At 42.0% G+C, this 24,631-nt stretch carries 23 protein-coding genes and 1 other RNA gene; 17 read left to right on the top strand and 7 right to left on the bottom strand.

Translation table 11 applies throughout. From position 1 onward, the window contains the following. Nucleotides 1–224: 224 nt before the first annotated feature. From mnmG to B9T38_RS08595, 3 genes are all read left to right on the top strand, one after another. Nucleotides 225–2,114, top strand: a complete 1,890-nt coding sequence (gene mnmG / locus B9T38_RS08605; RefSeq protein WP_086196403.1) for a tRNA uridine-5-carboxymethylaminomethyl(34) synthesis enzyme MnmG — start codon at nucleotides 225–227, stop codon at nucleotides 2,112–2,114. Between the two features lie 308 nt (nucleotides 2,115–2,422). Continuing rightward, nucleotides 2,423–3,628 carry a 3-(3-hydroxy-phenyl)propionate transporter MhpT gene (mhpT, locus tag B9T38_RS08600; protein ID WP_086196402.1) on the top strand — a complete coding sequence of 402 codons (1,206 nt, stop codon included), beginning with the start codon at nucleotides 2,423–2,425 and terminating at the stop codon, nucleotides 3,626–3,628. 122 nt (nucleotides 3,629–3,750) lie between these two features. Next, nucleotides 3,751–4,077, top strand: a complete 327-nt coding sequence (locus tag B9T38_RS08595; protein WP_086196401.1) for a hypothetical protein — start codon at nucleotides 3,751–3,753, stop codon at nucleotides 4,075–4,077. Between the two features lie 67 nt (nucleotides 4,078–4,144). Here B9T38_RS08595 and glnG read toward each other — a convergent pair whose 3' ends face one another. Both glnG and glnL read right to left on the bottom strand, forming a co-directional pair. Beyond that, nucleotides 4,145–5,623, bottom strand: a complete 1,479-nt coding sequence (gene glnG, locus B9T38_RS08590; RefSeq protein WP_086196400.1) for a nitrogen regulation protein NR(I) — start codon at nucleotides 5,621–5,623, stop codon at nucleotides 4,145–4,147. Continuing rightward, complete coding sequence (gene glnL / locus B9T38_RS08585) at nucleotides 5,610–6,719, bottom strand: nitrogen regulation protein NR(II) (RefSeq protein ID WP_086196399.1); 1,110 nt, start codon at nucleotides 6,717–6,719, stop codon at nucleotides 5,610–5,612. The genes glnG and glnL overlap by 14 nt, the downstream gene beginning before the upstream one ends. A 360-nt stretch (nucleotides 6,720–7,079) precedes the next feature. On the opposite strand from glnL, the gene rimO reads away from it, so the two are divergent. The 12 genes from rimO to lpxA all read left to right on the top strand — a co-directional run bounded on the left by rimO (nucleotide 7,080) and on the right by lpxA (nucleotide 19,415). After that, nucleotides 7,080–8,423, top strand: coding sequence for a 30S ribosomal protein S12 methylthiotransferase RimO (gene rimO, locus B9T38_RS08580; RefSeq protein ID WP_086196398.1), 1,344 nt, complete (start codon nucleotides 7,080–7,082; stop codon nucleotides 8,421–8,423). Between the two features lie 58 nt (nucleotides 8,424–8,481). Beyond that, complete coding sequence (gene pyrH / locus B9T38_RS08575; protein ID WP_086196397.1) at nucleotides 8,482–9,210, top strand: UMP kinase; 729 nt, start codon at nucleotides 8,482–8,484, stop codon at nucleotides 9,208–9,210. A 78-nt stretch (nucleotides 9,211–9,288) separates the two neighbouring features. After that, nucleotides 9,289–9,843 (top strand): ribosome recycling factor, encoded by a 555-nt coding sequence (frr, locus tag B9T38_RS08570; protein ID WP_086196396.1) that lies wholly within the window; start codon nucleotides 9,289–9,291, stop codon nucleotides 9,841–9,843. Nucleotides 9,844–9,849: 6 nt separating this feature from the next. Further along, entirely contained in the window at nucleotides 9,850–10,602 is a 753-nt protein-coding gene (gene uppS, locus B9T38_RS08565) for a polyprenyl diphosphate synthase (RefSeq protein ID WP_086196395.1), read from the top strand. Nucleotides 10,603–10,605: 3 nt separating this feature from the next. Beyond that, the gene (locus B9T38_RS08560; protein ID WP_086196394.1) at nucleotides 10,606–11,430 is read left to right on the top strand and encodes a phosphatidate cytidylyltransferase; all 825 of its coding nucleotides are present in this window, start codon (nucleotides 10,606–10,608) and stop codon (nucleotides 11,428–11,430) included. Then, complete coding sequence (gene ispC / locus B9T38_RS08555) at nucleotides 11,431–12,627, top strand: 1-deoxy-D-xylulose-5-phosphate reductoisomerase (protein WP_086196393.1); 1,197 nt, start codon at nucleotides 11,431–11,433, stop codon at nucleotides 12,625–12,627. A gap of 3 nt (nucleotides 12,628–12,630) precedes the next feature. After that, complete coding sequence (rseP, locus tag B9T38_RS08550; RefSeq protein WP_086196392.1) at nucleotides 12,631–13,986, top strand: RIP metalloprotease RseP; 1,356 nt, start codon at nucleotides 12,631–12,633, stop codon at nucleotides 13,984–13,986. A 41-nt stretch (nucleotides 13,987–14,027) separates the two neighbouring features. Beyond that, nucleotides 14,028–16,535 carry an outer membrane protein assembly factor BamA gene (bamA, locus tag B9T38_RS08545; RefSeq protein ID WP_086196391.1) on the top strand — a complete coding sequence of 836 codons (2,508 nt, stop codon included), beginning with the start codon at nucleotides 14,028–14,030 and terminating at the stop codon, nucleotides 16,533–16,535. 35 nt (nucleotides 16,536–16,570) lie between these two features. Continuing rightward, a complete protein-coding gene (locus B9T38_RS08540) occupies nucleotides 16,571–17,068 on the top strand; it encodes an OmpH/Skp family outer membrane protein (RefSeq protein ID WP_086196390.1) in 498 nt (165 codons plus the stop codon). A 3-nt stretch (nucleotides 17,069–17,071) separates the two neighbouring features. Next, nucleotides 17,072–18,139, top strand: a complete 1,068-nt coding sequence (gene lpxD / locus B9T38_RS08535; RefSeq protein WP_086196389.1) for a UDP-3-O-(3-hydroxymyristoyl)glucosamine N-acyltransferase — start codon at nucleotides 17,072–17,074, stop codon at nucleotides 18,137–18,139. A 5-nt stretch (nucleotides 18,140–18,144) separates the two neighbouring features. Continuing rightward, nucleotides 18,145–18,630, top strand: coding sequence for a 3-hydroxyacyl-ACP dehydratase FabZ (gene fabZ / locus B9T38_RS08530; protein ID WP_171263214.1), 486 nt, complete (start codon nucleotides 18,145–18,147; stop codon nucleotides 18,628–18,630). After that, nucleotides 18,627–19,415 carry an acyl-ACP--UDP-N-acetylglucosamine O-acyltransferase gene (lpxA, locus tag B9T38_RS08525; protein WP_086196388.1) on the top strand — a complete coding sequence of 263 codons (789 nt, stop codon included), beginning with the start codon at nucleotides 18,627–18,629 and terminating at the stop codon, nucleotides 19,413–19,415. Before fabZ ends, lpxA begins: the two co-directional genes overlap by 4 nt. A gap of 52 nt (nucleotides 19,416–19,467) precedes the next feature. Here the strand turns inward: lpxA and B9T38_RS08520 are convergent, their stop codons facing one another. Then, the gene (locus B9T38_RS08520) at nucleotides 19,468–20,328 is read right to left on the bottom strand and encodes a YbgF trimerization domain-containing protein (RefSeq protein WP_086196387.1); all 861 of its coding nucleotides are present in this window, start codon (nucleotides 20,326–20,328) and stop codon (nucleotides 19,468–19,470) included. A gap of 295 nt (nucleotides 20,329–20,623) precedes the next feature. Between B9T38_RS08520 and ffs the strand changes: the two genes are divergently transcribed. Further along, nucleotides 20,624–20,720, top strand: an RNA gene (ffs, locus tag B9T38_RS08515) — signal recognition particle sRNA small type. A gap of 39 nt (nucleotides 20,721–20,759) precedes the next feature. Here ffs and B9T38_RS08510 read toward each other — a convergent pair. The 4 genes from B9T38_RS08510 to B9T38_RS08495 form a co-directional block, all read right to left on the bottom strand. Beyond that, the gene (locus B9T38_RS08510) at nucleotides 20,760–21,359 is read right to left on the bottom strand and encodes a regulatory protein RecX (RefSeq protein ID WP_086196386.1); all 600 of its coding nucleotides are present in this window, start codon (nucleotides 21,357–21,359) and stop codon (nucleotides 20,760–20,762) included. Nucleotides 21,360–21,432: 73 nt separating this feature from the next. After that, complete coding sequence (gene recA / locus B9T38_RS08505) at nucleotides 21,433–22,476, bottom strand: recombinase RecA (protein ID WP_086196385.1); 1,044 nt, start codon at nucleotides 22,474–22,476, stop codon at nucleotides 21,433–21,435. 156 nt (nucleotides 22,477–22,632) lie between these two features. Next, on the bottom strand, nucleotides 22,633–23,070 hold the full coding sequence (locus tag B9T38_RS08500) for an RNA-binding S4 domain-containing protein (RefSeq protein WP_086196384.1): 438 nt from the start codon (nucleotides 23,068–23,070) through the stop codon (nucleotides 22,633–22,635). After that, nucleotides 23,063–23,749: an HAD-IA family hydrolase gene (locus tag B9T38_RS08495; protein WP_086196383.1), complete on the bottom strand. Its 687-nt coding sequence runs from the start codon at nucleotides 23,747–23,749 to the stop codon at nucleotides 23,063–23,065. The genes B9T38_RS08500 and B9T38_RS08495 overlap by 8 nt, the downstream gene beginning before the upstream one ends. Before the next feature lie 13 nt (nucleotides 23,750–23,762). Between B9T38_RS08495 and B9T38_RS08490 the strand changes: the two genes are divergently transcribed. Continuing rightward, nucleotides 23,763–24,617 carry a 3'(2'),5'-bisphosphate nucleotidase CysQ family protein gene (locus B9T38_RS08490; protein ID WP_086196382.1) on the top strand — a complete coding sequence of 285 codons (855 nt, stop codon included), beginning with the start codon at nucleotides 23,763–23,765 and terminating at the stop codon, nucleotides 24,615–24,617. The last annotated feature ends 14 nt before the right edge of the window (nucleotides 24,618–24,631 follow it).

The raw sequence follows: 24,631 nt of genomic DNA, 5'->3' as shown, positions 1-24,631 counted from the left end.
TCTATAGATTAAAAAGTAATCAAATTTAAACAATGCTAATCAAGTAAAAAAAATTGCTTAAATGTTTAATTTCTATAGCGAGTTTGAAAAGCAGGATTACATTGCAACATTAAAAGGTTAAAAATCTCTTCAATCTTCATCAAGAAATTCGACTCATTTTGTCAACTTATTTTGCTCAGTTTTGATATAATGCTCCGTCATCATTTTTAATCTCTCAAACCATTATGCATTATCCTAAAGTTTACGATGTCATTGTTATCGGTGGCGGTCACGCAGGTACCGAAGCAGCCCTTGCTGCAGCGCGTATGGGTCGACAGACTCTGCTCTTGACTCACAACATTGAGACTTTAGGGCAGATGAGCTGTAACCCGGCCATTGGTGGTATTGGTAAATCACATCTGGTTCGTGAAATTGATGCTTTGGGCGGTGCAATGGCATTGGCTGCCGATAAAGGTGGTATTCAGTTCCGTATCCTGAATTCACGTAAAGGTGCTGCAGTACGTGCAACACGTGCCCAGGCTGACCGTGTACGTTTTAAAGCTGCAATTCGTCATACTCTGGAAAATCAGGCGAATCTGGATATTTTCCAGCAAGCGGCAGATGACCTGATTGTTGAAGGCGATACCGTTAAAGGTGTTGTAACCCAAATGGGCATCCGCTTTGATGCGAAAACAGTAGTCTTGACGACCGGTACTTTCTTGGGTGGTGTGATTCACATCGGCTTAAACAATGCCTCTGGTGGTCGTGCCGGTGATCCTCCATCTATTGCATTGGCTGCACGCTTACGTGAATTAAACTTGCCTGTAGGTCGTTTAAAAACAGGTACGCCACCGCGTATTGATGCACGTTCAGTGGATTTTTCTGTCATGACTCCGCAACCGGGTGATTTCCCGTCTCCGACCATGTCATTTATGGGTGATGCATCAATGCATCCGGAACAGATCAACTGTTATATCACCCATACCAATGAAAAAACTCATGACATCATTCGTGGAGGCCTCGACCGTTCACCAATGTATACTGGTGTGATTGAAGGGGTAGGTCCACGTTACTGCCCATCGATTGAAGATAAAATTCACAAATTTGCCGATAAAGACTCGCATCAGGTATTCCTTGAGCCGGAAGGCCTGGATACGCACGAGCTTTATCCAAACGGTATTTCTACATCTCTTCCATTTGATGTTCAGTTTGAACTGGTGCGCTCAATTCGTGGTATGGAGAATGCACATATTCTTCGTCCAGGTTATGCTATTGAATATGACTATTTCAATCCGCAAGCCTTGAAATTCTCATTGGAAACTAAAGCCATCAATAACCTGTACTTTGCAGGTCAAATTAATGGTACAACTGGTTATGAAGAAGCAGGTGCGCAAGGTTTGTTGGCAGGTTTGAATGCGGCACGCCGTGCATGGGATCAGGAACAATGGACACCGAAACGTGATGAAGCGTACATGGGCGTATTGGTTGATGACTTGATTACACTCGGGACCAAAGAACCGTACCGCATGTTTACCTCACGTGCGGAATATCGTTTGATGCTGCGTGAAGACAATGCGGATCAGCGTTTAACTGCCATTGGCCGTGAAATGGGTCTGGTGGATGATGAGCGTTGGGAATCTTACTGTGAAAAAATGGAAGCGGTAGAAACAGAAAAAGGCCGTTTGCAACACCTTTGGGCTGCGCCAAACAACCCGATGGGTAAAAAATTCGTGGAAATGACTGGTGCAGACTTGTCTAAAGAATGTTCTGCTATTGATTTGTTGAAACGTCCTAACATCAGCTTTGCTCAAATTGCGGAACTGACAGGTTCAGAAGTTTCTGCATTTGTCGGTGAGCAAATTGAAATTGCGGTGAAGTACGAAGGTTATATCAACCGTCAGCAAGAAGATGTGGCGCAAATGAAGCGTCTGGAAGAAACTCGTATTCCAGCAGACTTTGATTATGATGTGGTTTCTGGTCTTTCTCGGGAAATTACACTTAAATTAAAAGATGTGCGTCCTGAAACATTGGCTCAAGCAAGCCGTATTCCAGGCGTAACACCAGCAGCAGTTCAACTGGTGATGATTACCATTCGTAAGAACAATCAAGCGAAAAAACTGCTTAATACAATGTGAGTCAAGTTAATAAAAGCCCGCTAAATGCGGGCTTTTTTATCATTTAATTTTAAACTATTACTTTTGACTATGGTTTGATCATAAATAACTACCAAAATTATAAGTATTTGAAAATATGAAATAATAAATAAAATTAAGATCTATTATGTCTATTTGTTTAATCTTTTATGTCTAATTTGAATGATTTTCTTTGAGGTAGCGCACATTAAACCCGACCATTGTAGTGGTATTTATTTCAACAGATTGATCTGAAAATAGTGAAGCAAATTGCTGTGGGCTAATTTGCTTAATATGGACGGAGTTCAATCATGGCACAAATACAAACAGGTAAAATGCAGAAATTCTTAACAGTATTTTTGTGTTTTTGGGTCGCATTTTTTGAAGGTTTTGATCTTCAGGCTCCCGGTATTGCCGCAAAAGGAATTGCTGAAACATTTGCTCTAGACCAGGTGCAAATGGGCTATGTATTTAGTTTGGGTGTTTTTGGTATGTTGTTTGGTGCGTTCTTTGGTGGACGTGTTGCCGACTTTTTGGGTCAGAAGAAAGTTTTAATGCTTTCAATTGCAATTTTCGGCCTATTTATGTCGCTTACTGCGATCGCGCCGAGTATGGAAATTTTATATGCAGCGCGCTTTTTTACCGGCTTAGGCTTGGGTGCTGCGATGCCAACCATGATTTCTGTGGTGGGTGATGAGGCGACTGAAGCCAATCGCGGCAAGCTGAACAGCTTGATGTATTGCGGATTACCGGTAGGCGCAATTTTTGTTGCAGGCCTGGCTATCTTATTTAAAGATATTTCTTGGCATACTCTATTTTTGATTGGTGGCTTAACCCCTTTAGTTCTGCTGCCATTCATGGCGATTATTCTTAAAGACAAGCCTAAGAAAGTCGCTGTTGAGCAAGCTGCAGATGAAGCTGTTCCGGGTATGGTTGAGGTGCTATTTAAAAACCAGCAATATAAATATACCATGCCGCTTTGGGTGGGCTTTTTCTTTACCCTGATGATCAATTATATTTTGATTAGCTGGTTACCTAATTTGCTTATGGAACAAGGTTTGGAAAAACCACAGGCTTTTATGGTGATGCTGGTATTCCAGGTAGGTGCTGTAATTGGTACTCTGGCTTTGGGTTATTTGCTGGACCGTTTAAAACTGTGGCAAATGGCGGTGATTATCTATAGTGGTTTATTTATTGCCCTTGTACTGTTATTTACCTCTAGCTCTATTCCAGTACTTGTTTTGGCAGGCTTTATGGGCGGGATTTTCTCGACAGGCGGACAATCGATTCTGTATGGCATTTCACCGATTTTCTATTCGGGTACAGGTAAAGTCACAGGCGTGGGCAGTGCGATTTCTTTGGGTCGATTAGGTGCAATGACTGGGCCGTTACTGACAGGAAAAATTTTAGCGATCGGCTTGGGAACAACAGGGATTTTAATGGCCAGTTTACCTGCTGTGGCTATCTCGGCAGTAGCGGTGACTGCACTCTCACATTATAAAGCAGCACATAAATAAAAGCATAAGGCTATGAAAAAAGGGGGAATCTTGAGGATTCCCTTTTTTTATTAAGTATTTTAAGCATTCACTTTACTTGAGTTTGTTAATATAGCCGGATAGAAAACTGAATTTAAAATGTTATGAGCTATCAACTGATCGAACTCGATATTCAAGCCACAGATAATATCCAATGTCCACACTGTCAGCAGCACGTGATCAATTGGGCTGAAGAACAATATATACAACCCTGTGAACATGTCTTGTTTATCGCTATGGATATTGGCTTTGAATATATCACGGATGAATTCGAACACACCATGCTGCGCTCTGTAGATGATCTGCATGCCCATGATGACCAGGTGAATATGTGGGCCGAAATTATCCAAGCTACGTATCCCGATTATCTGATTTTTAAATCTGATCTGGGGGCTGAAGGCTATTTTCGTTATGTGGGTTTTACTGCGTAAGTATTTACTAGGTGAAAATACAATAATAAAAAAGCGCCTTTAGGCGCTTTTTTATGGATAGAAAAGTTTAGCTTTCGATTTCTTCTTCTACATCATCATCGGCAGTATCCATACCCAGCTCTTTCAATTTTCGGGTCAGGGTATTGCGTCCCCAGCCCAGTAATTCAGCTGCATGACGTTTACGCCCGCGGGTTTGCTGCAAAGCGGCAGTAATTAGCGTGCGTTCAAACATTGGTGTGGCAATGTCCAGAATCTTCATTTCACCATTTTTCAGTTTCTGGATGGCCCATTGACCCAATAACTCATCCCAATGATGTAGGGAAATACGGTCAAAGGTGTTGTGTGGTTGTGTATCTTCGGCTGAGCGCTGAATTGGAATCTGTTTCAGTTCTGAAGGCAGGTCTTCAGGATAAACTTCACGTCCGGTAATCATGACAGTCAGCCAGCGACAGGTATTTTCTAACTGACGCACGTTGCCTTGCCAGGGTAGCTGTTGCATATATTCCTGGGTTTCAGGGCGCAAGATTTTAGGATTGACACCCAATTCTTTACCCGCGCGAGCCAAGAAGTGCTGCGCCAGCATAGGAATGTCTTCGCGACGATGGGCCAGTTTTGGAATATGAATACGGATCACATTTAGACGGTGATACAAGTCTTCACGGAAGCGTCCGTCATGCACCAGTTTTTCCAGATCCTGATGGGTTGCTGCAACAATACGTACATCGACCTTAACCGGGATATGTCCACCGACACGATAGAACTCGCCATCTGCCAGAACACGCAGTAAACGGGTTTGGGTTTCAAATGGCATGTCACCAATTTCATCTAGAAACAGGGTGCCACCATTGGCTTGCTCGAAACGGCCTTGGCGCTGTGAGTTGGCACCAGTAAAAGCACCTTTTTCATGACCGAAAAGTTCGGTTTCAATCAGGTCTTTAGGAATGGCTGCCATATTTAAAGCAATAAAAGGTTTGCTGCTGCGTGGAGAATGGCGGTGTAACGCATGCGCGACCAGCTCTTTACCAGTTCCCGATTCACCATTGATCAATACGGTAATGTGTGACTGGGATAAACGGCCAATCGCGCGAAACACTTCCTGCATGGCAGGAGATTCACCAATAATTTCAGTCGATTGAATGGCCGGGGTGACTTTGGCAGATTCCTGCTGCTGTAATTTGGCAATATGCAGGATGGCACGGTTGACCAGTGCCAGCGCTTCATCAATATCAAAGGGTTTTGGCAGATATTCAAAAGCACCGGTTTGATAGCTGGATACGGCAGATTCCAGATCTGAATGCGCGGTCATGATAATAACCGGTAAATCAGGATGGGTGCCTTTGACTTTGCCCAGGAAAGTCAGACCATCGATGCCAGGCATACGAATGTCAGTTAAAATAACATCAGGTGCATCTATGCTGAGCTGATCCAGTGCAGACTGTGCCTCTTCAAAACTGGTCACGTCAAAGCCTTCTTCTTTGAAGGTTTTTTCCAAAACCCAGCGCATGGCACGATCATCATCAATGACCCATATTTTATTTCGCGACATGGTTAGACTCCCAAGGTAAATATAAGCTAAATACTGTTTTTCCTGGAATAGATTGGCATTCAATCATTCCGTTATGTTGGTGCATAATATTCTGTGCAATGCTCAGGCCCAGTCCGGTGCCTTTAGCACGTCCTGTGACCAGTGGATAAAATACCGATTCTAAAATTTCTTCCGGAACGCCGGGACCGTTGTCTTCAATATCAATACGGACTGCAGAACGTTTTAATACCCCATTAATGGTGACCAGGCGCTGAATCCGGGTTCTTAAAATCAGTTCCGGTTGATGATCAACAAAGAATTCTCTGTTTTCCATCATGGCCTGTACGGCATTCACACTGATATTGAGCATGACCTGAATCAGCTGGTCGCGATCTGCCATTACTTCAGGCAAGGACAGATCATAGTCGCGGGTAATTTTGATTTTCTTTTTGGTCTGGTTGGTAATCAGTGAACGTACACGTTCCAGAGGCTCATGCACATTGACCAGTTCATAACTTGGTAGCTGGCGGGAGCCGAGCATGGTGTCGGCCAGATTGCGCAAACGGTCTACTTCACTAATGATAATATCGGTAAATTCTTTGTATTGCGGGTCATTCAGGCTGCGCGCCAGTAATTGGGTAGCGCCACGAATGCCGCCTAAGGGATTTTTGATTTCATGGGCGACACCACGAATCAATTGTCTTGCCACCTGGTGTTGTTGAATCAGGTTTTCTTCTTTGGATATTTTCAGCATCCGGTCAATTTGATTCAGCTCAATCAAGAGGAGCGGATGATAGGGTTTTTGTGAATTAATCAGAGATACGGTGTAATCGACATGAATATCTTTAAAATTGACACTAATCGTGGCTTCACGACGGGTATAGGGCTGTCCGGTTGTAAAAGTATTGAGTAACGCTTCTTCAGTATTGAACTCATCATCCGGCATATGCAGCAAATTTAACACCGGCTGTCCCGCCGCCCGCAGTAAACTGATGTCGAACAAGGATTCGCAAGAAGAATTTAAATAAAAAATATTCAGGTTACTGTCGACCAATAAAACTGCAGTGGTTAAATTATCCACTAAAAGGCGATAGTCGATAGCGACGGGTTGATCCATTTGCGAAAGCATCCTGTATTAAAATAGCGCAATGGCATCTGCACTTCTTTTCATTTCTCCCTGTTATGGGACATTCAACGAGTTAAACGTGGTCGAAATAAAGCAAAATGCACGCCAACTTTGAGCATGGAGGTAAATATAAATTCTGCCGCTATAAAACTGTGCTTTTTTGTTTTTGATAACAGAATTCCAATTTCATAGTAATAGAAATACAATTATTAGTGAACCAAAATGGTGCGTTTGAATTATTTGCTAAAAATATAGCCGTATTTTGGTGCGTAATACAAAGAGTCGGGATTCCACCTGTTTTTATGATTGGAAAAGACATACAATACGCGCATTATAGTGGAGCGCAGATTCATGAAATCCCCCAAAGTCGGTTTTGTTTCTTTAGGTTGTCCTAAGGCATTGGTAGATTCCGAACGAATTTTAACTCAGTTGAAGACTGAAGGTTATGATGTAGCATCGGATTACGATGGTGCTGATTTAGTAGTTGTTAATACCTGTGGTTTTATTGAATCTGCAGTACAAGAATCTTTAGATGCAATTGGCGAAGCCATGAGTGCAAATGGTCGTGTGATTGTGACCGGCTGCTTGGGTAAAGATGAAGAAAAAATTCGCCAGATGCACCCCAATGTCCTTAAAGTGACGGGTGCTGCAGCATATCAAGAAGTGATGGAAGCCGTACACCAGTACGTGCCTGAACCACCAAAACATAATCCGTTTATTGACCTTGTTCCGGAGCAGGGTATTCGTTTAACCCCTAAACATTATGCCTATCTAAAAATATCAGAAGGCTGTAACCATCGTTGTACCTTCTGCATTATTCCAAGCATGCGCGGTGACCTGGTATCACGTCCGGTCGGTTCTGTACTTGAAGAGGCAGCAGCGCTCAAGCGTGCAGGTGTGAAAGAAGTCCTGGTGATTTCTCAGGATACTTCTGCTTATGGTGTAGATACCAAGTACAAACTCGATTTCTGGAATGGCCAGCCAGTTAAAACCAAGTTTTACGATATGTGTGAAGCATTGGGTCAATTAGGCATCTGGGTACGTTTACATTATGTCTATCCATATCCGCATGTGGATGCAGTCATTGATTTGATGGCACAAGGTAAAATCCTACCTTATCTGGATATTCCATTCCAGCATGCTAGCCCTAAAATCCTGAAACTGATGAAACGTCCAGCGCACAGTGAAAATACATTGGAGCGTTTAAAATTGTGGCGTGAAAAATGTCCAGATTTGGTGATTCGTTCAACTTTTGTGGTGGGTTTCCCTGGCGAAACAGAAGAAGACTTCCAAATGCTATTGGAATGGCTCAAAGAAGCTCAGCTTGATCGCGTAGGTTGTTTTACTTACTCACCAGTTGAAGGTGCAACTGCCAATGATTTGCCAGACCATGTAGCGGAAGAAATCAAGCAAGACCGTTATGAACGTTTCATGCAAGTGCAGCAGGAAATTTCTGCAGCCAAACTGCAAAAACGTATTGGTCAAACCATGACTGTGCTGGTCGATGATCTGGAAGATGAATTCCCGGTTGCAGTTGCGCGTTCTTATGCCGATGCGCCTGAAATTGATGGTAATGTCTTTGTAGAAGATATTGATAAAAGTCAGATTAAAGCGGGTGATTTGCTAGAAGTGGAAATTACTGATGCCGATGAATATGACTTGTATGCAAAGTTGATTCGCATTAAATCAGCTTGATCTGTCATAAAAATAGACGAATAAAATTTTAGATATTGGAAGATTTGGAGATTTCCTGATGTTGGACTCAAAAAAGCCCCGTTATGCACGTATTTTATTGAAACTTTCTGGTGAAGCACTTGCCGGAAACAAAGATATGGGTATTGACGCCACTGTGCTTGATCAAATGTCCTTGGCGATTGCGCACTTGGTCGGTTTAGGCGTACAAGTGGGTATCGTAGTGGGCGGTGGTAACCTGTACCGCGGTAGCCAATTACAAAAAGATGGTCTGGTTGGCCGTGTAACCGGTGACCAGATGGGTATGTTGGCTACGGTAATGAATGGTCTGGCATTACGCGATGCTTTAGTGCGCCGTAACATTAAAACCCGCTTAATGTCAGCACTTCCAATTGGTGCTGTGGTTGAATCTTATTCAAGTCGTGATGCGATTCGTCATTTAACTCAAGGCGAAGTCTGTGTATTTGTTGCTGGTACAGGTAATCCGTTCTTTACTACCGATACAGCAGCCTGCTTACGTGGTATCGAAATTGAAGCCAACCTGATCCTAAAAGCAACTAAAGTGGATGGTGTTTATAATAAAGACCCAAGCAAATACGATGATGCTGTGAAATACGAAGCACTGACTTTCGATCAGGTACTTGATGAAAAACTAGGTGTGATGGATTTAACCGCGATTTGCCTATGTCGTGACCATAACGTGCCACTTCAAGTATTCGACATGAACAAAGCTGGTTCATTGCTTTCAGTGGTGATGGGTGAAAAAGAAGGGACTCACGTTACGAATTAATGTACGTGAGCCTGAAAGCTCTTTATACTACACGCTATTTAGTTATTACATCTCTTAGAATTAAGTAAGGAAGATCACATGATTAACGATCTTAAAAAAGACGCTGAAGACCGTATGAACAAGACGCTTGAGTCTTTGGATCATGGTTTTGCCAAGGTTCGTACAGGACGCGCGCATCCATCCATCCTGAACGGTGTTATGGTTCCTTACTATGGCTCGGATGTGCCATTAAACCAGGTGGCGAACGTGGGTGTTGAAGACTCGCGTACATTGCTTGTTCAGCCATTTGAACGTTCAATGGTCTCTGCAATTGATAAAGCGATCCGTGAATCGGACTTGGGCTTGAACCCAATTACGGCTGACGCGATTCGTGTACCGATGGCGGCACTGACTGAAGAAACACGTCGTGATATGCAGAAAGTTGCACGTAATGAGGCTGAAAATGCCAAAGTTGCCATTCGTAACATTCGTCGTGATGTGTTGGGTGACATCAAGGCATTACTGAAAGAAAAAGAAATTTCTGAAGATGATGAGCGTCGTGCAGGTGATGACATTCAGAAAATCACCGATAAATTTGTTGCTGAAGTTGAAAAACGTCTGGCTGCTAAAGAAGCTGAATTGATGAAGGTCTAAGATTGAATGACCGTATCAGAAGATAATATGCTTCTTCCAAAACATGTTGCCATCATCATGGATGGCAACAATCGTTTTGCAAAAAAAAAGCAAATGCAAAAAGGGGCTGGACATCGTGAAGGGAAAAATGTCCTGGATCCGATTGTTGAACACTGTAGAAAAAATCATATTCAAGCGCTAACCGTTTTTGCATTTTCCAGTGAAAACTGGAATCGCCCTCAGTTTGAGGTTGATTTGCTCATGCTACTGTTGGAAGAAACCATTCATGAGCAATTGCCACGGATGGAAAAATTCAATATTGCCTTACGTTTTATTGGTGATCGTTCCCGTTTGTCCGACCGTTTGCGCGAGTTAATGTTGCAAGCCGAACAAAGGACTGCTAAGTTCGACAGCATGACTTTAACCATTGCCATCAGTTATGGTGGTATGTGGGATATGGCTCAGGCTGCAAAACAGATTGCAGCAGATGTGCTGGCGAAAAAAGTTGCGGTTGAAGATATTGACGTGGAGCTTTTTGGGCAACACGTCTGCATGGCCGATTTGCCTGCTGTAGATTTACTTATTCGTACAGGGGGTGATTATCGTTTGTCAAATTTTTTACTTTGGCAAGCCGCGTATGCTGAGCTATATTTTACCCCAACCTTGTGGCCTGAATTTACTGTAGAAGAATTAGATGATGCATTCGCGGTCTTTGCTGGACGTGAACGTCGTTTTGGTAAAACTTCAGAGCAAATCCAACAAGAGAAACTTGAGAATTAATAAATGTTAGAGCGGATTATAACCGCATTGGTATTGGTAGCAGTTGTACTGAGTTGTATGTTTGCTACACAGTCTCAGTATCCAATGTTTATGCTGATGATTGTTGCAGCAGGGGTTGCAGGGTATGAGTGGTTTAAGCTTATGCCAAGAAAGAATAAAAATCTTATTAAGCCCTTAGCCTGGGTTTATGGATTTGCTACTGCAGCTTTAGCAACTTTAGCATTATATTTTAATGATATTGCTCTGCTACTTTGGGCAGCTTCCATTATTTGCTGGATCTGCAGTATTTTTTGGGTTAAATCATATCCAAACTATGATGGATGGTACAATTCCAGCTTAAAGATTATCGGATTTATTTTAGTTTCTGCTGCAGTCACCGCAATTTTCTCTGTATGGCATAGCTCGCCATGGTGGCTCATGTACCTGTTTTTACTGGTATGGGGTGCAGATAGCGGTGCTTACTTTGTTGGGCGTAAACTGGGCAAGAAAAAACTGGCTCCAGATGTTAGTCCAAATAAATCAGTAGAGGGTTTATATGGTGGTATTTTTACTGCCATGCTGATTGTGGTCGCGGTAGAAATCCTTTATTTGGATTTAACTCTGGCACAGCATATCTTATTTCTAATTTTATCTGTGATTACCGTATTTAGTTCGGTTCTGGGCGACCTGTTTGAATCCATGATTAAACGTCGTGCTGGAATTAAAGATTCGGGTCGTATTCTGCCAGGACATGGTGGGGTGCTTGACCGTATTGATTCATTGCTTGCTGCTGCTCCAATTTTTGCTGCAGGCATGTATGTTTTGAAACTTATTGGTGTAGATTTATAGATGTCACAATCTGTTTGTATATTAGGTGTAACGGGTTCAATCGGTCAAAGTACCTTAAAAATTCTGCAACAGCATTCTGAAAAGTATTCTGTTTTTGCAGTCACGGCGCATAGCAGAATTTTAGAACTCGTTGCAATATGCAAACAATATCGGCCAAAAGTCGTGGTCGTTCCTTCTAGTCGTGTTAAAGAATTACAGCAATATTTTCATGATCATTCTTTAATCGATATTGAAATTCTGACTGATGAAGCAGGTTTGATTGCTGTTGCTGAACATGCAGATGTCGATGTGGTTATGGCAGCCATTGTAGGTGCTGCGGGCTTATTGCCGACCTTGGCTGCAGTTAAAGCCGGTAAGCGTGTCTTGCTGGCCAACAAAGAAGCACTGGTGATGTCAGGTGATCTCATGATGCAGGCAGCACGTGATTATCAGGCTGAATTGCTTCCAGTCGATTCTGAGCATAATGCGATTTTTCAATGTTTGCCTGCCGGTTATTTTCAGGCAGAGCGCAATGGGCAACCTAAACAGGGGGTGTCGCGCATTCTGCTCACCGCATCGGGTGGTCCATTTTTAAACCATAGTCGGGAGCAACTGCTAAATGTGACTCCTGCACAGGCATGCAAGCATCCTAACTGGTCTATGGGTCAGAAAATTTCAGTTGATTCGGCAACTTTAATGAATAAAGGACTGGAACTGATCGAAGCCTGCCATCTCTTTGCAATTTCAGAACAGTTTGTAACAGTGGTGGTACATCCACAGAGTATCATTCATTCTATGGTTCAATATGTGGATGGGTCGACTTTGGCACAAATGGGCAATCCTGATATGTGTACGCCAATCGCGTATGCACTTGCATGGCCAAAGCGTATTCAAACCCATGTGCCTGCACTTGACCTGTTTGTCCATCAACAACTGGATTTTCAGGAACCTGATACACTGCGTTTCCCAGCATTAAAGCTTGCACGTCAGGCCATGCAAACGGGCGGTTTAGCTCCTGCAATTCTAAATGCTGCCAATGAGATTGCTGTTGCTGCCTTTTTGAAAAGTGCTATTGGCTTTACAGAAATTCCTCAGGTAGTCGAACAGACTTTAAATCAGGTTGAAGGGGGCGCTGCAGAGTCGATTGAGCGTATTTTACAAGTCGATCAAATGGCTCGATCTGCTGCCCAGCAAATTGTCATCAATAAAGGAAGCTAAAAAATGAGTACCTTGTTTATGATTGTGGCAGCAATTTTACTTCTTGGACCGCTCATTGCGATTCATGAGTTTGGACATTATATTGTTGCGCGTAAACTGGGTGTTAAAGTTTTAGTTTATTCGATTGGCTTTGGGCCAACCTTAGTCAAGTGGACCTCTAAAAAATCGGGCATTCAATATCAGCTTTCAGCATTGCCGTTAGGTGGCTATGTCAAAATGCTGGATGAACGGGAAGGCAGCGTTGCTGAAGAGGATTTACCTAAGGCATTCAACCATCAGCATCCCTGGAAACGGATCGCAATTGTTGCTGCCGGGCCGTTAATCAATCTGGTTTTTGCCGTCTTATTGTTCTGGGTTTTGTTTATTCCATCGCAAGAACAATTGAACACCCGTGTGGGTAAAGTGTTGCCAAATACCCCGGCAGCTACAGCTCAAATGCAGGTTGGTGACAAAATTACAACAGTCGATGGAACGCAAGTCACAACTTGGGAAAAGTTAAATTTTGCCTTGGTGGATCGTGTTGGTGAAACCGGTTCTATTGAAATTCAGGCAGACCGTCACGGTCAGTTGCAAACCTTTTACTTGCCTATCCAGAACTTCTTAAAAAATCAAGACCAGTCTGCATTGGATAGTTTGGGCTTTATGCCATACCGTCCATATATTGCTCCCGTGGTCAGCAAGCTGAGTGAAGGTGGTGCCGCTATTCGTCAGGGGATGAAAGAAGGCGACAAAATTGTGGCCATTGATGGCGTGAAAATGAATGACTGGTTCGATGTTGTTCAAGTTGTTCAGGCTTCTCCAGAAAAATTATTAAAAATAGATGTATTACGTCAAAATCAACTGCTACATTTACAGGTGACGCCACAAGCCAAGCGTGACAGCATGGGTAATGTTTCAGGTATGCTTGGTGTACAAAGTACCCCTGGAAAAATAACCATTCCCGAAGAATATAAGCAAACCATTCAATACAGCCCGACTGAAGCACTGGTGATGGCTGTTGATAAAACGGGCCAAATTTCAGGTATGATTTTGAACTCGATGGTTAAGATGGTCCGTGGTTTAATTGGGCTGGATAATTTATCTGGACCGATCACCATTGCCAAGGTAGCAGGGCAAAGTGCGGAAATGGGTTGGCAAACCTTTATCTCATTTATGGCCTTAATGAGCGTGAGTTTAGGTATTTTAAATTTATTGCCTATACCAATGCTTGATGGTGGACACTTGGTTTACTATGTTATTGAGCTAATTCGTGGTAAACCTGTTTCTGAACAAATACAATTGTTTGGTTTAAAAATTGGTATGGTACTGCTCGGTAGCATGATGCTCCTTGCACTATTCAATGACTTCATGCGTTTATAACAACGTAAATATGTAATAAATTAACATCGGAAAAGACTGGCATGCAGCACACACATTTATTTATGCCTTTGGCACTCGTTAGTGCAATGGCAGCAGTACAACAAGTATATGCAGCAGATGAATTCATTGTTCGCGATATCAAAATTGATGGACTTGTTCGCTTAACGCCAGAAAATGTTTATGGAGTGTTGCCTGTCAATGCTGGCGATCGGGTTAATGATGCGATCATTGCAAATGCGATTCGTGCCTTGTATGCCACTGGCCTGTTTGATGATATCAAGGCATCTCAACAAGCAGATACGCTTGTTTTTAGCGTGGTAGAACGCCCGGTTATTTCCAAGGTTGAGTTTAAGGGAAATAAACTGATTCCCAAAGAAGCCCTTGAAGAAGGCTTGAAAAAGATGGGTATTGCAGAAGGCGAGGTTTTGAAAAAATCTGCTTTGCAAACCATTGAAACTGAACTTGAACAGCAGTATATGCAGCAAGGTCGTTATGATGCCGATGTTAAGGTCATCACGACTGCCAAACCGAATAACCGTGTTGATTTAACCGTTGACTTTGTTGAAGGTAAGGCAGCTAAAGTTGTTGATATCAATATTATTGGTAATACCGTTTTTAAAGAAAGCGACATTAAGCAGGCTTTTGCCGTTAAGGAAAGTGGTTGGAGTTCGATTGTTACCCGTAACGATCGCTATGCACGTGAAAAGATGGCAGCCAGTCTTGAAGCTTTGCGTGCTTTATATTTAAACAAGGGTTATATCAATTTCAATATCACCAACTCGAGTTTGAACTTGAGTGAAGATAAAAAGAATATCTTTGTCGAAGTTGCGGTAGAAGAAGGCGAACAATTTAAATTTGGTCAAAGCAAGTTTTTGGGTGATGCACTTTATAAACCTGAAGAATTAAAAGCACTGCAAATTTATAAAGATGGCGACATTTATTCTCAAGAAAAAGTCAATGCAGTCAAGCAGCTTTTACTGCGTAAGTATGGTAATGCCGGTTATTACTATGCGGAAGTGAATGTTGTTCCTGAAATTAATAAAGAAACCAAACAGGTTGATTTGAATTATTATATTAATCCGGGTCAGCAAGTCACTGTGCGTCGTATCAACTTTACTGGTAATAGCAAAACAGCCGATGAGGTATTACGTCGTGAAATGCGCCAGATGGAAGGTGCATTAGCCAGCAATGAAAAAATTGATTTATCTAAAGTTCGTCTAGAACGTACAGGTTTCTTTAAAACAGTCGATATTAAACCGGCACGTATTCCGAATGTACCTGACCAGGTGGATCTGAACGTGAATGTTGAGGAACAGCATTCAGGTACCAGTACACTGGCAGTCGGTTTCTCGCAAAGTGGTGGTGTAACCTTCCAGGCGGGCTTAAGTCAAACCAACTTTTTGGGTACAGGTAATGCGGTATCAATTGACTTGTCGCGTTCAGAAACACAAGATTATTATAATTTAAGCGTGACTGATCCATACTTCACCATTGATGGTGTACGTCGCGGTTATAACATGTATTACCGTAAAACCAAGCTGGATAATAACTATAACGTCAATAACTATGTAACCGATAGTTTTGGTGGTGGTATCAACTTCGGTTATCCAATTGATGAGAACCAGAGTATCAGTGCAGGTCTAAATATTGACCAAACAGAAGTGACTACCGGTCCTTATGTATCTACTTATGTTCGTGACTATTTGCTAGCGAATAGTGGTAAAGCCACTGGTTCGGATACAAAGTGTAATGTAGATACTGTTCTTGATCCGTCTACAGGCCTATATAACTGCCCAACAGGCCAGGAAGTAACTTTTGATAATAAGTTTAATGGTGATTTCCTAACCTATAACCTTAATTTAGGTTGGTCTTATAATACTTTGAACCGTCCTGTTTTCCCTACATCAGGTATGTCACATCGTGTGAATGGTGAAATTGCATTACCAGGCAGTGATGTGGAATATCAAAAAATTACTTATGATGCCCAAGCCTTCCAGCCTTTAGGTAAGGGCTTTGTATTGCGTGGTTATGGTAAGTTGGGTTATGGTAACGACTTGCCATTCTATAAAAATTTCTATGCCGGTGGTTTTGGTTCAGTACGTGGTTATGACAACAGTACATTAGGTCCTAGATATCCTGGTGTTACTTATAATGAGTCAGGAACTAAAGATTATAATCCGGAAGAAGTCGGTGGTAATGCTTTAGTACAATTTGGTACCGAACTGGCACTACCTTTACCATTTAAAGGGGATTGGACCCGTCAGGTTCGTCCAGTGCTGTTTGCTGAAGGTGCACAAGTATTTGATACTCAGTGTGATATTCCAAAAGGAAACTTATATCTGGATTCGACTAATACTCAAGTCAATGCGAAACAATATTGCGAAGATAACTTCGGCTTTGATGCTGGTAATATGCGTTATAGCGTAGGTGCAGGTTTTACCTGGATTACCATGATTGGGCCACTATCTCTCAGCTATGCTTATCCGTTAAATGAAAAAGACGGTGATAATACTAAAAATATCCAATTTGAAATTGGTCGTACTTTCTAAGTGCGACCCTCAATGGGTTTAAAGAGGATATGTGTATGAAGAAAATATTAATGAGCCTTGTTTTTGCTGGTTTGGCGAGTACGTCGATAGTACATGCCGCTGGTTATGGGGTTGTTGATCTGGAAAAAGTGGTAGAAAATAGCACTTATTTAAAACAGCAGAATGTTTCTTTGCAGCAAAAAGTCAAGCCGCAAACCACTAAACTAGAACAGTTAGCTAAAGAACTCGAAGCTCTACAGCAACGTGCTCAGCAAACGCCTAATTTATCTGATGCTGAAAAGCAAAAAATGTCTGTGCAATTTCAGACTCAGCTAAAAGAATTTAATACGCTGCAGCAAAGTGTACAGTCAACCGTTCAGTCTACGATTCAGATGATGAACAAGACTTTAGGGGCTCGAGTTAAGCAAGTGGCAGAACAATTGCGTAAAGAAAATAACTTGGATGTTGTTTTGAATAAAAATTCAGCACTTGCTTATGACCCTAAATATGATTTAACTGATAAAATGATTCAAAAGGTTAACGTTATTAAGTAATCAATGAATCCTAGACAATTTCGCTTAGAAGATCTTGCCCGTCTGGTACAGGGCGAGCACGTAGGTCAATCTGATTTAATATTAGAAGGATTGGCCAGCTTGGATGCAGCTCAAGCGAAACATATTGCATTTGTAAATGCTGATAAATATCTGGATCAGGCACGCGCTTCAAAGGCGGGTGCATTGATCGTTACTTCCTCTCTAAAAAATCAGTTAGATACGCACAATAATTTTATTGTAGTTGACAATCCTTATCTGGCTTTTGCCATTCTGACGCATGTATTTGAAAAGAAAAATCTGCATCAGGGCATAGAAAGTACAGCTCAAATTCACCCTTCTGCCATAATTGCCGATAGTGCCTATATTGGACATTATGTTGTTATTGGTGAGCATTGTGTGGTGGGTGATGATACCGTCATTCAGTCACACGTTAAAATTGATGATGATGTCGAAATTGGTCAGCAATGCTTTATCGATTCACATGTCACATTAACTGGTGAGACAAAAATTGGGGATCGTGTCCGTATTCATGCCAATACCGTGATTGGGGGAGAGGGCTTTGGTTTTGCTCCTTACCAAGGTAAATGGCATCGTATTGCACAATTAGGTTCAGTTAAAATCGGAAATGACGTCAGAATTGGATCAAATTGCAGCATTGACCGTGGCGCACTCGATGATACTCTTCTGGAAGATGGTGTCATTATTGATAATCTTGTGCAAATTGCCCATAACGTAAAAATTGGTGCAAATACAGCACTTGCTGCGAAATGTGGTATAGCAGGTAGCACAACAATTGGCAAAAACTGTGTACTGGCTGGAGCCGTGGGGGTGGTAGGTCACATTAATATTGCCGACAATGTCACAATTACCGGTATGTCAATGGTCACAAAAAGTATTTCTGAGGCAGGAAGCTATTCTTCTGGCACACCAATGCTGGAAAGTTTGCACTGGAAACGGGCTGCAGTACGCTTTAAACAATTAGCAGATGTGCCATTGACCCAGTTACTTAAACGGCTTGATCATATACAGGCTCAAATCGAGTCCCTTGAATCAACTTTTAAGCGTAAATAGATATGATGACTGAGTCGAATACTCCTGCATTTACGAAACCTGAATTGCCAATGCACATTCAACAAATTCGTGAATATTTACCTCACCGCTATCCATTCTTATTGGTCGATCGCATTGTAGATGTGACTGACAATGGCATTGTGGGCTATAAGAATGTTTCAATCAATGAAGAGTTTTTACAGGGGCACTTCCCGGGCTACCCGATTATGCCAGGCGTTTTGATTGTTGAGGCATTAGCTCAAGTCTCTGGTATACTTGGTTTTATCATGAATAATGAAAAACCTGGTCCAGGATCATTGTTTCTTTTTGCGGGTGTTGAAAAAGTCCGTTTTAAAAAACAGGTCGTTGCTGGTGACCAATTGGTATTAAAATCAGAATTGGTTATGCACAAACGTGGAATTTACAAATATAATTGTATCGCCACAGTGGATGGCGTTGTAGCAACAACCGCGGAAATTACGGTTTCGCATCAGAAAATAGAGCAGGCATGAGTAATAACGATTTAATTCACCCAACCGCCATTATAGACTCATCTGCAGTCATTGCTGCAGATGTACAAATTGGCCCTTATTGTATTATTGGGCCACAGGTCACCATTGGTGAGGGCACCAAGCTACATGCACATGTAGTGGTTGGTGGTTATACTCGTATTGGGAAAAACAACGAAATATTCCAGTTCGCGAGTGTGGGTGAAGTTTGTCAGGATTTAAAATATGCTGGCGAAGAGACCTGGCTTGAAATTGGCGATCATAACTCTATTCGTGAGCATTGCAGCTTGCATCGTGGTACGGTTCAAGATCAAGGTCTTACCAAAATCGGTAGTCATAATTTATTGATGGTCAATACACATATTGCACATGACTGTGTGGTGGGCGATCATAATATTTTTGCCAATAATGTTGGTGTTGCCGGACATGTTCAGGTTGGCGATTATGTGGTTGTGGGTGGAAACTCAGGTATTCATCAATTCTGCAAAATTGATTCTTACAGCATGATCGGTGGTGCTTCCTTAATCTTAAAAGATGTACCTGCTTATGTCATGGTTTCAGGTAACCCAGCGCATGCCTTTGCTATGAATGTTGAAGGTATGCGTCGTAAGGGTTGGTCTAAAGATGTGATCCAGGCCTTACGTCAAGCCTTTAAATTGATTTATAAAGAAGCTTTAACCACTGAGCAGGCCATACAGCAGATTCGCACCGACCTGTTGCCTGAAGCTCCTGAAGTACAGTTATTGATTGATTCATTAGAGCAATCCAAGCGTGGTATTGTTCGTTAATCGAATATACTGCTATAAAAAAGACACCTATTAAGGTGTCTTTTTTTGTCTTTTATTTCTTTAAATATCCAACTTCTTCAGATTTGGGATAATTTTTTTGTAATTTTATTTTTAACTGATTGGCGAGAGTCGTATTGTGATCGACATCTTTGGCTATATTGTAGAGTTGATATAGGGAACGTGATGCCTTGGCAGAATTGGGGTATTGATTGACCACGATATTATAGTTCTTTTTAGCTTCTGCATAATTGGTCGGTTCCACGGCCAGATTAAATTCAGCGAGCCAGAAATAGGCATTACTAATGTAGATACTATTGGGATTGTTCTTGATAAAGTTTTGCATAGGAGCAATGGCTTTTTTTGCACCGCCTTGTTTATAAGCATCCAGCGCTACAGTATAGGCTGCTTTATCAAGTTCAGTTGAAGAGGGCTGAGCATTGGCGGAAACTGCTTGCTTGGCTGTTGCTGGAGCCACTTCTTTAGCGGATGTATGAGATGCTACTGTGGCTTGGCTGTTTGAGCTGCTGGGAGAAGTATCCTGTTGATTATCCTCCTCTGGAGCTGCACTTTCTGGGTCTACTTTCTGTTGTAGAAGTTCCAGACGTTGGTCCAAGTCGGTATAACGATTGGTCAATTCGTGTTTAAGCTGTTCAATTTCGTTGTCCTGTTCTTCAATTTTGCCGCGTAATACGCGAATGTCATTTTCTAATTGCTGGTTTTTTTGCATGATTTGCCAATTTAAATTGGTTGGCACATTGGCAACTGTTGCACCTGGGTTCATAGCCACATTGTTGGCACTGAGGTCAATACTGTTGTTTTGACTCAAGCCGCGTGATTCAATCGGCACATTGGCGTAAAGTGAAGCCGAACCCAAGAAGGTGAGTACGCATAAGGCATGCTGTTTGAGCATCATAAAAAACATCCATTTTGTATTTTTCGGTCCATTCTAAATACAATATTTTAGAGTGTGACCATTTAAAAGACATGACGACATTAAAAACGTCCGGCCCATGAAATGCAATATGCGTTTACAATCTTGTCATAGTTTTAAAGTAATTGATTGTGCAGATAAAAAACATTCAAGAATGCTGTTTTTAATCAAGATTGTTTTTTTAATAAGCAAACAAAAGCAATGTTGCTAGAAAACAGGTTGGAGTACTTGCAAGTTAATTAAAAATCTCTATACTCTGTTCTTGCAATGGTAGCCCTGCCGGTTACTTCGCAATTGTACTCTACGAACCCCGCCAGGACCGGAAGGTAGCAACGGTAGTAGAACTATGATGTGCCGAAGGTTTGCTGGTAGGGTTGCCACCAATTTTTATAATAATTCATATTTCCCTATATTTATATTTCATCTGCTTTTTTGCTAATTGCTTTCATAATTGCATCCATTTCAAACCCACGATACATCAAAAAGCGTATTTGTTTGGCTTTCAGTTTTGGCTCTTTTTCAACATCAAGACCGAATTTTTTTACTTTCAGTTGATAGGCTTGTTCATTCCAGTCTGTTTCTTTTAATTCATCCTGAATTAGACTGCTATCAATTTTTTTTGATTTTAATGCCATCTTGATGCGGTTTGGACCTTTACCTTTACGTTTCTGGCTCGACAGCATCATTTCAGCTACACGCTGATCACTCTGATAATTTTCACTCGCCAGTTCATCCACCAATTTTAGCACTTCATCACGATCCACTGCATAAAGTGCAAGTTTCTCGACCAGATCCGCTTTTGAGTATTCCTTACGTGTCAGTACAGCAAAAGCGTAGGAGCGTAAGCGTGTGCCCGTCAAGCCTTGATGTTTGGGCTGGGTTTCAGTTTCAAAGTGTAAAGCATCGGATTCTTTAGGTGGAATTGAACAGGTGGACAATTCTTCAGGCGACTCATCAAATTGTTGCTTGAGTGCTGCGTAATCCAGCATATTGGGAAATTTGGGATTGCTCATAAGGGTCTATATCACATCAAATATAAAACGCCCCGTAGGGCGTTTTACAGTTTAACTTTTATTATGCCGGAAATTAAGCGTCTAAAAAGTCTGGTTCAGCTTCATCCTTGTCTTCTACCGGTGCTGTACCTGTAGTGAGGAGCTGTTCACGAATCAGTTTTTCCACTTCCACTGCAATTTGTGGATTTTCTTCCAGATGGCGAATCACGTTGTTTTTACCTTGGCCAATTTTATCGCCCTGATAAGAATACCATGCACCTGCTTTCTGGATGATCTCTTGCTGTACGGCGAGGTCAATCAATTCGCCTAAATGGTTGACACCTTTACCATACAGAATCTGGAATACCGCTTCTTTAAATGGAGGCGCCATCTTGTTCTTCACGACTTTTACGCGGGTTTCCGAACCGATGATTTCATCACCTTCTTTTACCTGACCGATACGGCGGATATCCAGACGTACGGAAGCGTAGAATTTAAGCGCATTACCACCCGTTGTGGTTTCAGGGCTACCAAACATCACACCAATCTTCATACGGATCTGGTTAATGAAGATCACCATACAGTTAGAGCGTTTTGCATTACCGGTGATTTTACGGAGTGCCTGGCTCATTAAACGGGCTTGCAGACCCATATGCGAGTCGCCCATTTCACCTTCAATTTCTGCGCGTGGGGTTAGGGCTGCAACGGAGTCGACCACGATCAGGTCAATGGCGCCAGAACGTACCAGCATGTCGGCAATTTCAAGAGCCTGTTCACCATTGTCAGGTTGTGACACCAAAAGATTGTCGATGTCTACGCCTAACTTGCGGGCATATTGTGGATCAAGTGCATGTTCAGCATCAATGAACGCACATGTACCACCCGCTTTTTGGCATTCTGCAATGGCTTGCAAAGTCATGGTGGTTTTACCTGAAGATTCAGGACCGTAAATTTCAACGATACGGCCTTTAGGTAAACCACCAATACCCAGAGCAATATCTAGAGTTAAAGAGCCTGTAGAGACCGCTTCAACGGCCTGTACAGTATTGTCACCAAGGCGCATTACTGTATTTTTACCAAACTGTTTTTCAATTTGGCTTAGGGCAGCATTTAGCGCCTTGCTTTTATTATCATCCATCTCACAACCTCAAAACGATGTCACAAAAATATTCACTTAAGTGGATGTGTTGCTTTCAAACGTGTTCCACCCAAGTATAGTGACAGATTCATTCCTTATGTACTATATCAATTCAGTCGAATGCGACAGAATGTGACGCTTAAATATCAACAGCTTCTAATCATGATATGACCAGTGCTGATCGAACTGCTGATCATTATCTTGTTTGAATTTACTGATTTGTCTTCGATCTTTTTTACTCGGCCGATGTTCAGGTCGGGCTAGATTATGCAACTTTCTTTGGGTGGCAATCAACTCTCGTCTTGCAACACTCACTTCGGTTTCTTCATAAAGTTGCTGGGCAATCGGTGCTGCACCGCGAACGGCGGATAAGGCCTTGATGACAACGGTTTTACGGTCAAAACCCTGCTGGATGGTGAGCTCTATACCGACACGAACTTCTTTGGAAACTTTAACCCGTTCACCGTTATGATGAACTTTACCGCCTTCAATGGCAGCTTTGGATATTGAACGTGTTTTAAAAAAACGTGCTGCCCACAACCATTTGTCAACACGCATACTTTCAACATTGTTCTGTTGAGAAGAATTAGGCATATTTTTTCAGATCCTCAGCTTGTTCTAAGATCACCATTAAATCGGTCAGCTCTTGTAAAATGGGATAGGAACTTTCAGTCCTAACTTCTTTTTGAGATGAGGGCTGGGCAATGGTAATTAAATGCTGGATACCAAATTTTTCTGCACCTTTGAGTACTTTTTCAGTGTCATCAATAAAATAGGTATGTTCGACCTGAAAGGGGTGCAGTGAATGGAGTTTCTGCCAAAATTCGATGTTTTCTTTGGCGTGACCAATCACTTCACTACTGATTATGACATCAAAGTAATGTGCAATCCGGGTCTGTTCAAGTTTGAATTTTAGGCCTTCACAATCGGCATTGGTTGCAATCCAGCAGGCATAGCCCTGAGCTTTAAGATATTCCAATAATTCAATACAGCCTGGGCGTAAAGCCACCTTGTGTTGAAATTCCTGTTGCAGCGCCAATGTATCAACCCCTACTTTTGCACTCCAGAAGCGTGTGGAATACCAATTTAAGGTATGATTGTATTGCTGGTAAAACTGAAATAGCGCTTGGGTACTTTGTTCGAGTGTACAGTTATGCTTTTCTGCATAGCGAATAGGGAGTTGATGATTCCAGATGAAATCATCATAAGCAAGATCGAGAAGCGTACCATCCATGTCAAAAATGATGGTGGGTTTTTCTGAGGAATTCGGCATATGAAGGTAATCTATGTTTAATGCAACTACGGCACCGCAAGATGCTCTGATTTTACAGTTAGTTCCCATTGTGACACAGGCATGTGAAATTTTGCGAGCAGAATATCAAGCCTATTGTGCAGGTGAAACTTTTGATGTCGAGCATAAAAATGATCAATCACCCGTAACCCAGGCAGATTATCGGGTCAATGCGTTTATCACGACCGCATTACACAAAATTTTTCCGAACATCTCGTTGTTGTCTGAAGAAGGTGACTATACCGAGCGTGAGCAATGGCAAAAATTCTGGTTGCTTGACCCTTTGGATGGTACCAAGGAATTTCTGCATAAACGTCCTGAATTTACCATTAATTTGAGTCTGGTTGAGGGGGCGCATACCACCTTCGCTGTATTAGCCATCCCTGGTGAACAAACGATATATTTTTGTCCTAAACATGGCCTGCCTTTAAAATTAGAAATTGCAACGGGGCAATGGCTGCAATATGTTGATGATCTGCCGTCTGAAACTGTTCAGGTCGGTTTAAGTCAAAGTAGTCAGAACAAACCCAAATATGCTGAATATCTGGACATCCTGAAACAGCAGGTGGATATTGTAGAGTTTAGGGCGGGCAGTGCCTATAAGTTCTGCATGATGCTGGAAGGTAAAGTGGATATTTACCCACGCTTTCATCCGACCAGTGAGTGGGATACCAGTGCAGGGCAATGCCTGATTGAACGCATCGGTGGCGGGCTGGTAGATTTTAAAGGCAGACCCTTTATATATAATCAGCGCGAGAGTTTACTGAATGGTGGTTTTATCGCATTTCGTAATATCGAGATGAAAAATTTGGCATTCCAGGCTCTAGGACTTATGGCGAACATACATTGAGCGGATGCATTAAC

The organism is Acinetobacter sp. ANC 4218 (assembly GCF_002135245.1).
In the GTDB taxonomy this organism is placed as follows: Bacteria; Pseudomonadota; Gammaproteobacteria; order Pseudomonadales; family Moraxellaceae; genus Acinetobacter.
This window is presented reverse-complemented; position numbering and strand designations above follow the sequence as displayed.